The sequence below is a fragment of the Pseudoalteromonas sp. OFAV1 genome, assembly GCF_021532595.1.
Lineage (GTDB): Bacteria > Pseudomonadota > Gammaproteobacteria > Enterobacterales > Alteromonadaceae > Pseudoalteromonas > Pseudoalteromonas lipolytica_C.
The window spans coordinates 182,228-196,668 of sequence record NZ_JAKGBG010000002.1 but is presented as its reverse complement, the minus strand read 5'-3'; the positions used below and the strand labels follow the sequence as shown (position 1 = coordinate 196,668).

Sequence of the window (14,441 nt, the reverse complement as noted above, 5' to 3'; positions counted from 1 at the left end):
CGAGCTTGCGAGCGTCCGGCGACCGAAGGGAGCGAAATTAATGGCCTTGTTAGGCGTACTACCTACCCCAGTCATGCAAGCTTCCACCAGAATCTATCCAGACTCCATCGCCCAAATAAGCAGGACCTCCACTCCCATCCGAACACGCATCGTATATATCTAACATTTCATTCCTAGAAGCTTTCCTTTCCTTGGCTTTTTGCTTCAATTCTTCCGTTCTTTTGTCCGTAGAACCCTGAGAGACAAAATAACGATCTAAGTCTTCTTCGTTGTTTTGAAAACTATTCGCGAAACGAAGCACACCTTCTAATAAATTAAAGGTGGTGTGAGCCAGAGAATGTCGCACTACTCTTCCATCACCGAGGGAACCTTCATAATAGCTATATGGTTTTACTGGGTTCTCATCAACTTTGGGAATTATCTGAATATCTATGCCATTTTTTCTTGTGAAAATATACGAAATGCTGTTTTTATTAACACAAGCAAGAACCGCTCTATACATTTTTTGGCGAGATTTTATTGGAACCCAGCCCGAAGCTTTCAGCGATTTAGTAAATGCGTCTTGTGTTGATGTACCTACGTGCAGCGGGGAGCCTTTAGGAAGGTTAATATTTCCCGCCTCATCTAGTGAAGCTTCTTCTCTTCTGCATTCTATTCTTCCATTACAATCCCAGTTCAAGTATTGAAGTTGAGAAATAGCAGCTATTCTTAATTTGCCATCTGTTCTCCGCACCACAACCTCATCACCGACGCTCAAATCTGTACGAAAACACTGAACAGGGAAATCCTTTCCAGATTCAGAATAGGAAACAAATGCGATTATATAGCTCATATCATTACCCCATTATTCCTACGGTGGCTCGTCATTACGCCTAACGCCCGGCTCACCGAGCAAATTTTTGGTGGCGGCTCTTTGCATAAAAGGTGACAGCTGAATTTGTCCGGTGCAGCCGTTTGTTAGGGCTAACCTCGTTTCACCCCAGTTATCACGACATCCTCCGCTTCGTCCTTACCTGATACTTGTTGCCTAGATCGAGAGAGCAAAGACTCTGCATCAGTTTCGGAAAGGCTTACATGTGGCGGATGTGTGTGCTTTATCTGAAATACATACTTAAGATAAAGCGCAAAGAAAAAGAGCGATATCACCAAAGTGATTGCTCCAACTATGGATGAACTGATTGAGATCTTCCCGGCCATTTCAGCTTCGACAGTTGTACTGAGAGAGGCTATATCACCAACAGACAAGGCGTAGTGAAGCTGCATGAATGAGAATATGATGCCGCACACGACCAATGCTAAAACCACAAACGTAATTATCCAATTAGCCAGTATTTGCTGGCCAAATACCCGCTTCGGGTACTGAAAACGCCACTTCAAGTGCGCAATATATGCTTGCTCTAGCTGTTGCCACTCGGGCGTTTGGAGCTCTTCCTCTTTTTTGGTCTTTCGTAGTTCTGTCCATTCTTTGAGAAGCTCCAAGGCAGCCGCAGATCCAGGTACTGCTGTTTCTATTATTATACTCATCTTTCTCCCTTCGATGCCCTAACGCCTAAATCAGGTGCGCTGTAGGCGTTACCTGAATTTACTTGTTATATCATTGCCTAAATAGATTTATCCCAACCTTTGTATACAAGTCGGTTTCGGCAATATTGTTCGCAAAAGCTTGTTTTATGGAATCATGCTCATGAATATCAAATCTATCTTCTACATAGGTAGGATTTAACGCAATATTCTCTACATGATTGAAAATCATGTTTGATAGCCCAACTTTTATATGATCTATATCGCCTTCGAACAGCTTTACAATTGCACTCTTGAATTCGGAATTGTTCTTTGAAAAAGAAAATACTACATGAGTACATCCATTCTCAGGAAAAATATTTAGCGAAACGCTTTTTGATTCAGCAATGGCTTGAGTTTCGTTATTAGCTAGCCTGATTATTACTTTCTGATCTAGGATTTGATTGCCATCATGATCGAAATACGGGATAAAGTTGGAGCAACAAGCTATAGGATATTCTGAACTGAATTGATAATATCTGTGTTCAATCTCGGGATCACATTCTTTTTGTATTACGCTCTTTAAATGATTGGATAGAAGACGAAGCTCTGAAATATTCAGCTCTACACTTTTTAGTCTGATTCTCAATTGTTCATTCTTATAGCCTTCAATCATTCCTTCTTTAATGAAGTCAGGAACAACTGTTTTTCCCTCAAGGATAGCTGGGAGAATTGCCTGAAAATGTGGGGGGAAATCATTTTCTTTCAATTTATCACCCAGCAAGTTTTTCATTAGCTGACAAGATTCAAGATTGGCATGAAGTTCTTTTGTGACCGCTCGATAGGCATAAATATTCATCTGCTCATCTGTACCATCAAAAGGTTTATCTTCAATAGGCTGAAATATTTTCTTGTCATGTTCACCACAGAACCCGCTAAATGTACTAAACTTCTTAATTCCCTCTTTTTTGAAAACTGGTTCTAATCCTGTCATATCATCACTTGGTTCTAGCCCCAAATAATAGACACGTCCAGACTCAGCAATGGAAGATAAAATTTTTCCACGCTGGATAGAATGTGCAGCAATAATTTTATTAGAACATTCGCTATTTCCATCATCTCCCCATAGGCATAACTTTACCGCAGCTTCTTTCCTATTCTTAGTCAGAGTTTTATTAAACTCGATCTGGTCTTTATTCATTAATTCTTACTCGATATTTGATATAACAATTTAATATCGACTCAACGGGTCGTTTTTCTACCATTGGCTGGGTCGTTTATCTGATTGAACCAGTTTTATCATACATCTTAACCTATTGCTAAGTAATCATTTTTAGCAATACAACCAATCTGTGTATATACAAAGTTAAAATTTCAAAGGTATGATGATGAAAACACGCTCTCCATTTTTAAGCTCAATCGTAGATTACATGCAAACCAAACAATACTCTTTGCGGTCTGTTGACACCTACTTAAAATGAATTGCTGGGTTTGTTAATTATCACGACAAGCGGCACCCTACATCTATGGGGATAACGAGGTTCAGAAATATTTAGACTATTTGGCTTTGAAGAAAAATGTATCTCCTAAAACCCAAGCTACGACTGGGTCTAGTGTTAGTGAACGTCTGCTATGGGGAAAGGGGGCTTTAGTAAAATACTAAGCGCGAGTGTCCGTAAATTGCTCTTTTAAGGCGTTCACCTAAACACGCTTTGGGGCATAAACGAGTTCACCCTTAATGAATGATAAACTCGTAGATACAAAGGTCAGGTTCGTTTGCTATTTAACTCTAACGTGAACCTCACAGAAGGCGCTAACATCACTATGAATGAGCCTATTAACCCTGTTATAAAAGGCTTACGCGCCTTTTATTTTTAAACAGCTGGGTGATTGTGTTTCTTCGACAAAGTAATTCGCTTGTAACAATGTTAAATCTACACGCTGACGGTAGTTAACAACATCACCCACAATCACTAAAGCAGGGCCAACAAAGTCCTTTAAGTCTCGCTCAGCATCAATACTTGCTAAGGTTCGGCAACAGAGTTGTTGATCAGTTAAGCTACCTTTATCTACCACAGCAATTGGCAAATCAGGGCTCATTTTATGTTTAATCAATTGTTTAGCAATACTATCAACACGGGTTAAGCCCATATAAAATACTAATGTTTGTTTTGATGCGACTAGCTGTGACCAATTTGCTTGTTGCGCGTCATCTTTACAATGCGCAGTCACGAATTGCACAGCTTGTGAACATCGTCTGTCGGTCAGTGGGATCCCCGTATAAGCAGCGCAAGCACTCGCAGCTGTCACGCCTGGGACTATTGCAAAGGGAATATCATGCTCTGCTAATGCGTGAGTTTCTTCCGACAATCGACCAAAAATAGATGGGTCGCCCCCTTTTAAGCGAACAACTGTTTTATTTTCAAGTGCTTTAGCCACCAAAAGTTGGCAAATTTGCGCTTGTGACATGCTATGGCAGCCTTGTCTCTTGCCAACAAAAATAACCTCTACATGAGCAGGAAAATACTGCTGAATTTCGCTATTTACTAACCAATCAACTAATACCACATCTGCGTGTTGCAGAATTCTATGCGCCTTGAGTGTCAGTAGTTCAGGGTCGCCAGAACCTGCACCTATTAAATAAACTTGACCATTTTTCGAAGCACTGCGTTTAAATGGTTTGGTGTGCGTATTTGAAATAGCTAATTTCAATTTATGCAGCCATTCATTTTGTACATTTAATACAGTTTTAAATGCAGTATTGGTGAAGTTAACCATTTGAGAAACCATCATTATTCTCCTAGATGCATCGAAACGTTGATTACAACAACACTTCAATTTTACTGCCATTAATACGTGCGTCGTAAACAGGTAAGGTGATCGTGTCATCGTCTAAACAACGACCATCATTCAGCACATATCGCTGTTTATAGAGAGGCGATGCAACAAAAATTTGCTCATCTGCGCAGCCAATTAAGCCCCGATACAACACATTAGCTTTTCCTATTGGATCAAAGTTTCCTAGCGCATAGACCTGCTTTTTCTCGTTTGCTTCTTGAACGTAGAACAGTGCGATTTGTTGCTCTTGTTTGTGTGTATCACTCACCAATGCACACACACCTGAATCCAATACAAGGTCAGTTACTTCACAGATAGTTTGCCAGTTTTGATTACTATTACTCATATCGTTTTCCTATACCGTTTCAAGTTTTTCTTCAGCTCTCGCAGGGCGGATCTGACCCCGTTCTTCAACAAATTGAATGTTGATATCCTGTTTGTCACTATTCACAAATTGACGGAAGCGTTTTAAAGATGCAGGATTCTCGAGGGTTGTTTTCCACTCACATTGATACGTATCAACAACGCGTGCCATCTGCTCTTCTAGCTCATCAGCAATGGCTAACTCATCCGCTATGACCACTTTTTTAAGGTAGTCTAAGCCACCTTCCATATTTTCCATCCACACTGAGGTACGTTGCAGACGATCTGCTGTTTTAACGTAAAACATTAATATGCGATCGATGTATTTAACCAAAGTCGTACTGTCTAAATCGGTAGCAAACAAATCAGCATGACGAGGCTTCATCCCTCCATTACCACAAACATAAAGATTCCAGCCCTTTTCTGTTGCGATAACACCAATGTCTTTACTTTGTGCTTCAGCACATTCGCGGGTACAGCCTGAAACGGCAAATTTGATTTTATGTGGGGCTCGAAGGCCTTTATAGCGATTTTCTAAGTCGATAGCCATGGTTACACTATCTTGTTGACCATAACGACACCAGGTGCTGCCAACACACGATTTAACGGTTCTGAGGGATTTACCATAGGCATGCCCAGTTTCAAGGCCCGCATCGATAAGTTGCTGCCAAATGAGTGGTAGCTGATCAACACGCGCGCCAAATAAATCAATGCGTTGACCACCTGTTATCTTTGTATATAGACCAAATTGTTTAGCGACTTGACCAATCGCAATAAGCTTATCAGCGGTAATTTCACCTCCTGGAACCCTTGGAACAACAGAGTAAGTGCCGTCTTTTTGCATATTGGCAAGGAAGGTGTCATTGGTGTCTTGAAGCGCGACATGCTGCGGGTTAAGCACATATTCGTTCCAAACTGAGGCCAAAATAGAACCGACAGCTGGCTTACAAATTTCACAGCCTTTCCCTTTTCCGTACTGCGCTAATAACTCAGTAAAGCTTTTAATTTCTTGAACCTTAATAATATCGAAAAGCGCTTGGCGGCTATAAGCAAAGTGTTCGCAAATATCCGTGTTGATTACCACTCCACGCGCAGCAAGCTCACTATCTACAACATTCTTTAATAAGCTTGCGCAGCCACCACAACCAGAAGCTGCTTTAGTGCATGATTTAACAGCTGAAACAGTTGTTGAACCGGTGTCGATTGCGGCAATAATATCGCCCTTGGTCACATTCAAGCATGAGCAAATAGTTGCGGTTTCGGGAAGGGCATCAGCGCCTAAACTTGGTTTCTCTCCTGCAGAAGGAAGAATAAGTGATTCAGGGCTTTTTGGCAGCTCAATGCCATTAAGCATATATTGCAACAAGCTATCGTAGTCAGATGTATCGCCAATGAGTACAGCGCCCAACAATTTAGATTCATCATGACTAACCACCATTTTTTTATACATACCAAGCGGCTGATTTTCATATGTGTAAGTTAAACAGCCAGAAGTTCGACCATGGGCATCACCAATAGACCCCACATCCACTCCCATTAACTTCAACTTTGTGCTCATATCTGCGCCAGTGAATCGCTCTGAAGACTCATCGCCCGCAATTATATGGTTCGCCACAACCCGAGCCATAGTGTAACCAGGCGCAACAAGACCGAAGATGAAATTGTTCCAAAGTGCGCACTCACCAATTGCATAGATATTTTCACCGCTTGTTTGGCATAGGTCATTAACAACAATGCCTCCGCGTTCACCAACCTCTAAGCCAAACTCTTTGGCTAAATTATCGTATGGGCGAATACCTGCGGAGAATAGAATAAGATCGGTTTCAAGCACTTCGCCATCACTAAAACAAAGCTGATATCGACACTCTTTTCCCGCTTTTATTTCTTGTGTTGCTTTTGATGTATGAACCTGAACCCCAAGCTGTTCAATTTTATCTTTCAGTAATTTTCCGCCGCCAGCATCAATTTGCACCGCCATCAACTGAGGGGCAAACTCAACCACATGCGTTTCTAAGCCAAGCTGCTTTAAGGCATTAGCAGCTTCGAGACCAAGTAACCCGCCACCAATTACAACCCCCACTTTACTCACCTTCGCCGAGGCTGAAATGGCATCTAAGTCATCGATGGTACGATAAACAAGACTATGCTCTTGATCTTTACCCGGAATAGGGGGAACAAAAGGATATGAGCCTGTTGCCAGCACTAATTTGTCATAGTTATAAACAACACCGGCGGCAGTTGTAACGGTTTGCAGTTCGCGATTAATATGAGTGACTTTTGCATCTAAAAAGAAATTAATCCCCCATTGCTGATAAACCATTTCGCTGGTCATGGCTAAATCATCTGCAGTTTTTCCTGCAAAATACTCAGATAAATGGACACGGTCATAAGCAAGTCGGCTTTCACCACTAAGAACGGTTATTTCAACGGCCTTAGCTTCACTATTTAGGTTGTGTAATTGCTCAACAAAGTGATGCCCAACCATCCCGTTACCAACAACAACTATTTTTTTCGGTGTAGACATAAAATTTTCCTCAATCATTTAGCGTGCAAAACGTTAAAATTTTGCACCCACCCATACCCAAAGCTTATTTGTATCGACTTTCGCAAACGCCTCATCACCAGCCATATAAGCGGCATACTTCACTCCAAGGCTGTATTGTTTATTAAATGATTTGCTATAAACGACATCGAATTCAGAACCTAAATCATCATCTCCTGCGAGAGATTCATCCGCAGAGTATGTGTGGTAAACAAGGCTCCATTTACCGCTGAATGCGTTACCCGATAGGCTGGCATAAAGATCTTGCAAACCCGCAGCGGGTGTCGCTAAAAACTGATCGGCCCAGCCATTAAATTTGTGTAAGGTTGCCAGAGGAGTTTGAAAGGCTTGCTCACCCTTATCAGAGCCTAGCGATTCGTAACCAAGCTTGTAGGTGATATCACGATAAGTAACACTGCTCTCAAGGAGTAAATACTGGGTATCGTAGCTATTTGCACCACTGTCATTACTTTGTAGCGCATACTCTGCAGAATACGAAACGGGCAGCTCAGCAACGTTTTTTTTGCCAACTAAGCGAACACCATAGGTATCTAAGGAGTTATCAGTGTTATTGTCGACCTCGAGTAAGTAGCCATAAGCTATTAACTTACCGAAATCGGTTTTTAATGATGCATTGAAAAGATGATCTTTAGAGTCGAGATCTTTTTCATCTGCGAAGATTCTATTGCGTTTGTTTATATATGCATAACTGGCATTAATAGCGTCTTTTTCATAGCGCGCACTAAAGGCATCAAAGGTTTGTTTATCTTGACGCCAGCCAACATGCCCAACAAAACGATGGTTGTCGAGAGTAATGACTTGTCGGCCTAACTTGGCTGAAAATTGCTCGGTATTATAGGCAAGGTAAAGTTGGTCAATTTCCGTTGATTCAGGATCGGCTACTACAGAATACTCTGTGCCATCACCAATTCCATTATTATAATCATCGATAACAGCCAGCGTATTCTCAAGTTCAATGAAAGCAGAAACCCCTGCGAACGTTTTAGTTTTGAAATTCCCTAAACTGCGAAGTGTTAGTGCTGATGCATCTTTCAATGCATTGTCTTGATCAACCGACTCATAGCGTAAGCGAAAGTCAGCATTCAAAGTACCTAACTCAGTTTCAACAGCTGCAAAAGCTTGATTTGCAGCGATAAGGGTTAAAATTGACAACGTAACTCTAGTTAATTTCATGGTTTATTACTCTTATTATTCCTAGTTGATTTGCAAGCCGTCACATCAGACGCCACCTTAAATTTCCCAAACAATATTGAATTGCTCGCCATTCATGCCATGCAGAAATTTCGAGCAAAAAAAAACCCACTCGATAACAGAATGCACGTTCTGTCATCGAGTGGGCTTCTTTGCCGTAGTGCTATTTAGGTAAAACTAAACAGCCGGATTTTGTAGTTGCAGTTATCTAATACACATTATGTGCCAAAAATTTTCCTCATTAAAAATCAGCAACATAAAAAACATTAGCTTTTTATTAGCCACTTTTTTCACCATAACAGTGCATACAGCTCACAAAAATAGGGCGCAACCGATTTCTTGTATCAGGCTGTATTTTACTTGTAACGGGGGTTTACAGTTTGCATAAAAAAACCGCAGCTTAACGTCTAAGCTGCGGTTTTTAACTAAAGCATATTTACTTATTGAGTAGATGCTTTTCGAAGAAGTTAGCCATCATAGTGTGATAGTGCAGGGTAGTGCCATCACCTTCACGTAGACTGTGAGAACGGTTCGGGTAAGAGAAAAACTCGAACTGTTTATTGTGCTTAACTAATTCGTTAATTAAACGCTCTGAACCTTGGTAGTGTACATTATCATCTCCGGTACCGTGGATCAGTAGCAACTTACCTTGCAGGTCTTTTGCAAAGGTGATCGGAGAGGTGTTGTCGTAACTTTCAGGATCGGTATTTGGGTTACCCGCATAGCGCTCTTGATAGATGGTATCGTACAAGCGAATATCAGGCACTGGTGCTGAAGCAATACCCACTTTATATTTATCACCATGGCGGAATAACAAATTAAGCGTTGAACTACCGCCACCTGAGTGACCCCATACACCAACACGGTCGGTATCAATGACATCCCAACGTTTTGCCATTGCATCAAGGGCGTCAACTTGGTCACGCACGGTAATAGAGCCTATTTTTTTGTAGATAGACTTACGCCAATCTCTGCCTTTTGGTGCGCGCGTGCCGCGGTTATCAACTGAGGCAACAATAAAGCCTTGCTGAGTTAAATACGACTTGTATAAGTAACTGTCGCCTTCCCAGCGGTCTTGAACTGTTGAGCCCCATGGCTCACCGTAAACATAAAATACGATTGGGTATTTTTTGCTTTTATCCATATTAGCTGGGAACATGATGTAGCCATCAAGCTCAACACCATCACGGGCATTAACTTTAAAGAACTCGTGAGTCGGTAATTGTTCAGTCGCTAATTTCTCTTTTAATACTTTGTTCTCAACTAAGGTTTTCACATTACTGTGATCGCTTACTTTGATGATCTCTTTCATTGGTGGAGTGCCAAACTTAGAGAAGGTATGCATCGCCCAAGAGGTATCTTTAGACATGTAATAGCTGTTTGAACCATCAAATGACTCAGGCGTTACGCGCACCGGTTTAGAGCTGCCATCAAGCGAGGTACGGAATAAATAACGCTGGCCTGGATCATCCGGTGATGCAGTAAAGTACATAACGTTTTTATCTTCGTTGAGCGCTAGCATATCAATGATGTCGTACTCGCCCGGTGTTAAATCAACAACCGTTTTACCATCGCGAGATACACGGTATAGATGACGCCAACCATCACGCTCACTGTGCCAAATAAAGAACTTACCGTCTTTTGACCAGTTTGCTTTATAAAACCACTCAATAAAGGCATCGTCTTTATCTTCAAGAATTTTAGTCAGCTGTTGTTTTTGCCAGTCGAATAACCAAACCTTGTTGTGGCTTTGCGGGCGGTTAAGATCTTGGATCATCAAAGATTCACCAGTACCTGCCCAGCTAATTCGTGGGATATAACGATCGCGATTATCGCCACCTAGTTCAGCCCAACGGGTTTTCTTGTCGCTAAGACTAACCACACCCACTTTAACCGCAGAGTTCATCTCGCCGGCTTTTGGATACGGGAATTCTTTCAGGGTAGGGTAGAGATCATCGGTGTTATTGATCATGGTGAAGTATTTCACGCCACTGGTATCAAGCTGCCAATAGGCAATTGATTTGTTGTCTGGACTCCATCGGAAACCATCACGAATGGTAAATTCTTCTTCGTATACCCAGTCAAAATTACCATTAACAATGGTGTCGTTACCGTCAGTGGTTAAAGCAGTCACAGCCTTGCTGCCGACTTTTTCCATGTAGATGTTGTTATCACGCACGTAAGCTACTTTTGAGCTATCTGGTGAGAACTTTGCAAACATCAGCTTTTTCGCTTCGATGTTTTCACCACCTAACTGATACAGCGAATCAGTTTCGAGGTTTAATAGCCAAAAATCACCACGGCTACGTGAGCGCCACACTTGCTCGCCATTGGTAAAAACCATCAGCCATTTACCATCTTTAGACCATTGATAGCTTTCAACAGTGAGTGGCTCTTTCTCACCTTTTGGAATTAATTTTTCGTAGCTAACAAGTACCTTACGACCCGTGCCATCGGCGTTATAAAACACAATATCATTGCCTTTTACGCCGTGCTCGTCGTCTTTAGCTTTATCGTCTTGGCTGTTTTTATCGCTTTCGCGCTCTTCAAGTACCGTATAACCAGTACCATCATCGAGCCACGTAAAATAGGTGCTACGCTCAGCTTTAAAGTCTTTTTCTTTATAAATTTGTTCAAGCGAGAGCGGATTAGCCGTTGCGTTCACTGTTGCTGATGGCGTGCTTACTTGCTCTGTACTTGAGCATGCTTGCAAACCTAAAGCCGCAACCACAGCAAACGCAAGGGTTGATGTTTTTATTAAGTTCATTTTGTTGTTCCTAGGTTTTAACTTACCTAGCGTACCAAAATAAACTTATAAAATCTGAGCCTTTATCGTGTTATCTGGGGGGTTGAACTTAAACTCAATCGTCCCACAAGAACATACTGGCTTGCTTGTTGGCAATACGTAGTTCGTAGATACCACTACAAGGGCGCATCGCCGCACCATAGCAAACATGTAATGGCAATAAGTGCTCTTCACGAGGATGACTAAAACGCGCCGCAGGGGCCATTTGCCATTCTAATAACTTAGCTTGTCGCTGTTGTTCACTCAGCTCAGTATTGCCACATACATCAACTAACCATTGCTCAAAAGCGATATTTTGCGCTTTAATTTCAGCAGTTTCTGGCGTGAAAAATGCGCGCATATTATGAAAAGTAAAGCCAGAACCAATGATCAATAAATTATCGTAATCAAGCTGTTGTAAAGCCTCACCTATCGCTAGGTGTAAGCTTGGCTCAAGGCTTGGATGTAACGACAATTGCACACAAGGTATATCTGCTTCTGGATACATAATCTTCAAAGGCACATACATACCGTGATCAAAGCCACGAGATGAGTTTAATGTGCTATCGATATTAGCCTTTGCCAATGCTTGATGTACTTTTTCGGCAAGGGCTGGTTCGCCAGGGCTTGGGTACTCAATACTGTAGGCAGGCTCAGGAAAACCATAGTAATCATAAATTAGCTCAGGAGCAGCGCTCGAAGTGATGCTAATAGGGTTTGCTTCCCAGTGCGCACTCACCATCAAAATAGCAGACGGCTTTTTAATTTTTGCAGCAATAGACTGCAAACAAGTGACCATATCAGCATGACTTGGATCGCCAAGCAATGGCATAGGACCGCCGCCATGTGAAACAAAGAAAACGCGTGGCTTTTGCATAAATGTGCTCCTTAAATACGCTTATCTCTATAGTGCACGCACAGAGGTACAATAACCAGCCACAAAAACGCACAACTAGGGTGTGAATTTACACACCACTAGTTTGTAAGTACTAACTTAAATGCCAAGCAACGTTCATGGCGGGGACTTGCCCTCTTAAGCCACCTTCTAGAGGCTCTTTGCACAGTAATGTTAGTTGATAAAAAGCATCGTAGTGCTGATGTAGCTCATCGGCGACTACACTAAACGGTGGACCCGAAAACTCACTTTGCTGATACTCAAATACCACCACTAACTGCGTTGCTCTATTGGTTAATTCAAGTAAATGCTGGGTATAGCGAATGCGCATGGGCTTTGGCAGCGCGACTAAAGCGGCACGGTCATAAACCGCGTTGATAGTGCCAAGTTCATTCGCGGTAAGCGCAAAAATATCACCTACCCAAACGGTTAGATTTGCGCCTTGGTAACGTAATAGTTCGCCATGTTGGCTAATTTCGGGTTCTAGCTTTAACTCATCAAATAACTGCTTAATGGCTATCTCACTAAGTTCTGCCCCAACAACACGCATACCTTGCGCTAGCAAATAATGAATGTCGTGAGTTTTTCCGCACAGTGGCACAAAAACAGTATCGCCTTGCTGTAAATTTAAGTTAGTAAAATACTGATCTAGATAACGATTAACGTCTCCCTCGTGAAAACCTATTTCGTTATTTTCCCAACGTTGATGCCAATGCGTTGCGTCCATTAGTTGCTCCTAAAATGTTTCAATAAAAACATGATAACTAATTACAAAAGTGATAAAAATAGCAAGATAAACAAACAATGATTGCATAAATGAGAACATGATTGACGATATCGCTCTATTCATACAGATTGTTAAACAAGGTGGCCTGAGTAGCGCAGCTGAAAGTTTGTCGCTACCTACCGCGACAGTATCAAGACGCTTACAACGACTTGAGCAACGCCTAGGGGAGCAGCTATTAAACCGCTCAGCAAGGCAATGCACGTTAACGCAAGCAGGGGAGGTGTATTTTCAAAGTTATGTTGAATTAATTGAGCAATTTGAACAAACCCATCGCCAGCTTAATGAGCAAAAAGCACAATTGTCAGGAAAGCTTAAAGTTTTAGCACCTCTGAATATTAGTCATGGTTTCTTAAAACCAATGTGGCTCGCATTTACTAAACAGTACCCCGATATTCAACTTGAGCTGCTGCTTAATAATCAACTTGAGGATCTGAGTAAAAGCCAAGCTGATATAGCGATAAGAGTAGGGCCACAGGCAGATTCTATGCTTCATCAAAAAAAGTTAGGCAGTGTTGATACTTTATTTGTAAGCACTAAAGCATACCTTGATTCGGCACCTGCCTTAGAAGAGCCAGCTGATTTAAAACAGCATAGGTTAATTGGCACCACACTAAGAAGTAAATGGCAGTTGACCAATATACAAACGAATGCAACTTATAACCATATGTGCCGATTTGCGAGCACTTTTAACGACACTGGATTTGTAAAATACTTAGTTTGTGATGAGCAAGGTATCGCTTTGTTACCTCGGTTTGAGGTAATAGATGAATTAAAATCTCAGCAACTAGTTCAAGTATTGCCACACTGGCGAGGCGAAAACCGCGATATTTATGCTATTTGGCCAAGCGCACGTTTACTGAGTAAAAAGGCTGCCTGTTTAAAACAGTTTATAACCGACTACATTGCTGAAAAATTATAAAGTCTGCCATTGATACTCCATCTGTTTAGCAGTCAACAAGGCGTGTTCGTAGCTAATAAACTCAGCGACTAACGCTAGGCTCATATCAATGCCAGCAGAAATACCACCTGAGCTGGTAAACTTACCATCAGTGACCCAACGAGTATCTGCAATCACATTGAGATCAGAAAACATAGCAGCCAGCTCAGGTTGATCTTGCCAATGTGTCGTGACATTTTTATCACTTAAAAGCCCCGTTTTAGCAAGCAAAAACGCCCCGGTACAAACACTCGCAATACGCTTGGTGTTAGTGGCTGTGTTTTTTAACCAAGCAATAACCTCTGCTTTTTCTAGCTCTCGTGTATGGTCGCCACCAACCACAACAAGTAGATCTAGCAAAGGGCAGTCAGCAAAGCTGTAATGGGGGTTTACACTATAACCACCGCGGGCAAGTACAGGCCTATCATTTTCAGCAATTAAACTCAATTGCCAGTCATTATCCGCTAGACGCTTGGCAGTACTAAATACCTCAAATGGGCCTGAGAAATCGAGTACTTCAGCATCATCATAAATGTAAATTCCAATATTCATACAATTGTTCCTAATAACTGGATTTATTTC

The 14,441-nt window shown here is 41.7% G+C and carries 12 protein-coding genes; 1 reads left to right on the top strand and 11 read right to left on the bottom strand.

The window, feature by feature from the left end; translation table 11 throughout:
* Nucleotides 1-58: 58 nt before the first annotated feature.
* From L1267_RS02010 to tmpT, 10 genes are all read right to left on the bottom strand, one after another.
* On the bottom strand, nucleotides 59-832 hold the full coding sequence (locus L1267_RS02010; RefSeq protein ID WP_235381990.1) for a hypothetical protein: 774 nt from the start codon (nucleotides 830-832) through the stop codon (nucleotides 59-61).
* 131 nt (nucleotides 833-963) lie between these two features.
* Nucleotides 964-1,524 carry a hypothetical protein gene (locus L1267_RS02005; protein ID WP_235381989.1) on the bottom strand — a complete coding sequence of 187 codons (561 nt, stop codon included), beginning with the start codon at nucleotides 1,522-1,524 and terminating at the stop codon, nucleotides 964-966.
* 70 nt (nucleotides 1,525-1,594) lie between these two features.
* Entirely contained in the window at nucleotides 1,595-2,701 is a 1,107-nt protein-coding gene (locus L1267_RS02000; protein WP_235381988.1) for a hypothetical protein, read from the bottom strand.
* Between the two features lie 656 nt (nucleotides 2,702-3,357).
* Nucleotides 3,358-4,293 (bottom strand): uroporphyrinogen-III C-methyltransferase, encoded by a 936-nt coding sequence (gene cobA, locus L1267_RS01995; protein ID WP_235381987.1) that lies wholly within the window; start codon nucleotides 4,291-4,293, stop codon nucleotides 3,358-3,360.
* 28 nt (nucleotides 4,294-4,321) lie between these two features.
* Nucleotides 4,322-4,684, bottom strand: coding sequence for a nitrite reductase small subunit NirD (gene nirD, locus L1267_RS01990; RefSeq protein WP_105180563.1), 363 nt, complete (start codon nucleotides 4,682-4,684; stop codon nucleotides 4,322-4,324).
* 9 nt (nucleotides 4,685-4,693) lie between these two features.
* Nucleotides 4,694-7,225, bottom strand: a complete 2,532-nt coding sequence (nirB, locus tag L1267_RS01985) for a nitrite reductase large subunit NirB (RefSeq protein WP_235381986.1) — start codon at nucleotides 7,223-7,225, stop codon at nucleotides 4,694-4,696.
* Nucleotides 7,226-7,258: 33 nt separating this feature from the next.
* Nucleotides 7,259-8,437, bottom strand: a complete 1,179-nt coding sequence (locus L1267_RS01980) for an alginate export family protein (RefSeq protein WP_235381985.1) — start codon at nucleotides 8,435-8,437, stop codon at nucleotides 7,259-7,261.
* 454 nt (nucleotides 8,438-8,891) lie between these two features.
* Nucleotides 8,892-11,222 (bottom strand): S9 family peptidase, encoded by a 2,331-nt coding sequence (locus L1267_RS01975; RefSeq protein ID WP_235381984.1) that lies wholly within the window; start codon nucleotides 11,220-11,222, stop codon nucleotides 8,892-8,894.
* A 94-nt stretch (nucleotides 11,223-11,316) separates the two neighbouring features.
* A complete protein-coding gene (locus L1267_RS01970; protein WP_235381983.1) occupies nucleotides 11,317-12,117 on the bottom strand; it encodes a DODA-type extradiol aromatic ring-opening family dioxygenase in 801 nt (266 codons plus the stop codon).
* A 112-nt stretch (nucleotides 12,118-12,229) separates the two neighbouring features.
* Nucleotides 12,230-12,862, bottom strand: a complete 633-nt coding sequence (gene tmpT / locus L1267_RS01965) for a thiopurine S-methyltransferase (RefSeq protein WP_235381982.1) — start codon at nucleotides 12,860-12,862, stop codon at nucleotides 12,230-12,232.
* A gap of 97 nt (nucleotides 12,863-12,959) precedes the next feature.
* On the opposite strand from tmpT, the gene L1267_RS01960 reads away from it, so the two are divergent.
* Complete coding sequence (locus tag L1267_RS01960) at nucleotides 12,960-13,841, top strand: LysR family transcriptional regulator (protein WP_235381981.1); 882 nt, start codon at nucleotides 12,960-12,962, stop codon at nucleotides 13,839-13,841.
* Here the strand turns inward: L1267_RS01960 and L1267_RS01955 are convergent.
* Complete coding sequence (locus L1267_RS01955; protein WP_235381980.1) at nucleotides 13,836-14,411, bottom strand: DJ-1/PfpI family protein; 576 nt, start codon at nucleotides 14,409-14,411, stop codon at nucleotides 13,836-13,838. The two genes, L1267_RS01960 and L1267_RS01955, sit on opposite strands and share 6 nt — an antisense overlap.
* Nucleotides 14,412-14,441: the final 30 nt, after the last annotated feature.

Excerpts from the sequence above, each read along its gene's own strand:
- L1267_RS02010 (WP_235381990.1), bottom strand. The coding sequence starts at position 832 with ATGAGCTATATAATCGCATTTGTTTCCTATTCTGAATCTGGAAAGGAT.
- L1267_RS02005 (WP_235381989.1), bottom strand. The coding sequence starts at position 1,524 with ATGAGTATAATAATAGAAACAGCAGTACCTGGATCTGCGGCTGCCTTG.
- L1267_RS02000 (WP_235381988.1), bottom strand. The coding sequence starts at position 2,701 with ATGAATAAAGACCAGATCGAGTTTAATAAAACTCTGACTAAGAATAGG.
- cobA (WP_235381987.1), bottom strand. The coding sequence starts at position 4,293 with ATGATGGTTTCTCAAATGGTTAACTTCACCAATACTGCATTTAAAACT.
- nirD (WP_105180563.1), bottom strand. The coding sequence starts at position 4,684 with ATGAGTAATAGTAATCAAAACTGGCAAACTATCTGTGAAGTAACTGAC.
- nirB (WP_235381986.1), bottom strand. The coding sequence starts at position 7,225 with ATGTCTACACCGAAAAAAATAGTTGTTGTTGGTAACGGGATGGTTGGG.
- L1267_RS01980 (WP_235381985.1), bottom strand. The coding sequence starts at position 8,437 with ATGAAATTAACTAGAGTTACGTTGTCAATTTTAACCCTTATCGCTGCA.
- L1267_RS01975 (WP_235381984.1), bottom strand. The coding sequence starts at position 11,222 with ATGAACTTAATAAAAACATCAACCCTTGCGTTTGCTGTGGTTGCGGCT.
- L1267_RS01970 (WP_235381983.1), bottom strand. The coding sequence starts at position 12,117 with ATGCAAAAGCCACGCGTTTTCTTTGTTTCACATGGCGGCGGTCCTATG.
- tmpT (WP_235381982.1), bottom strand. The coding sequence starts at position 12,862 with ATGGACGCAACGCATTGGCATCAACGTTGGGAAAATAACGAAATAGGT.
- L1267_RS01960 (WP_235381981.1), top strand. The coding sequence starts at position 12,960 with ATGATTGACGATATCGCTCTATTCATACAGATTGTTAAACAAGGTGGC.
- L1267_RS01955 (WP_235381980.1), bottom strand. The coding sequence starts at position 14,411 with ATGAATATTGGAATTTACATTTATGATGATGCTGAAGTACTCGATTTC.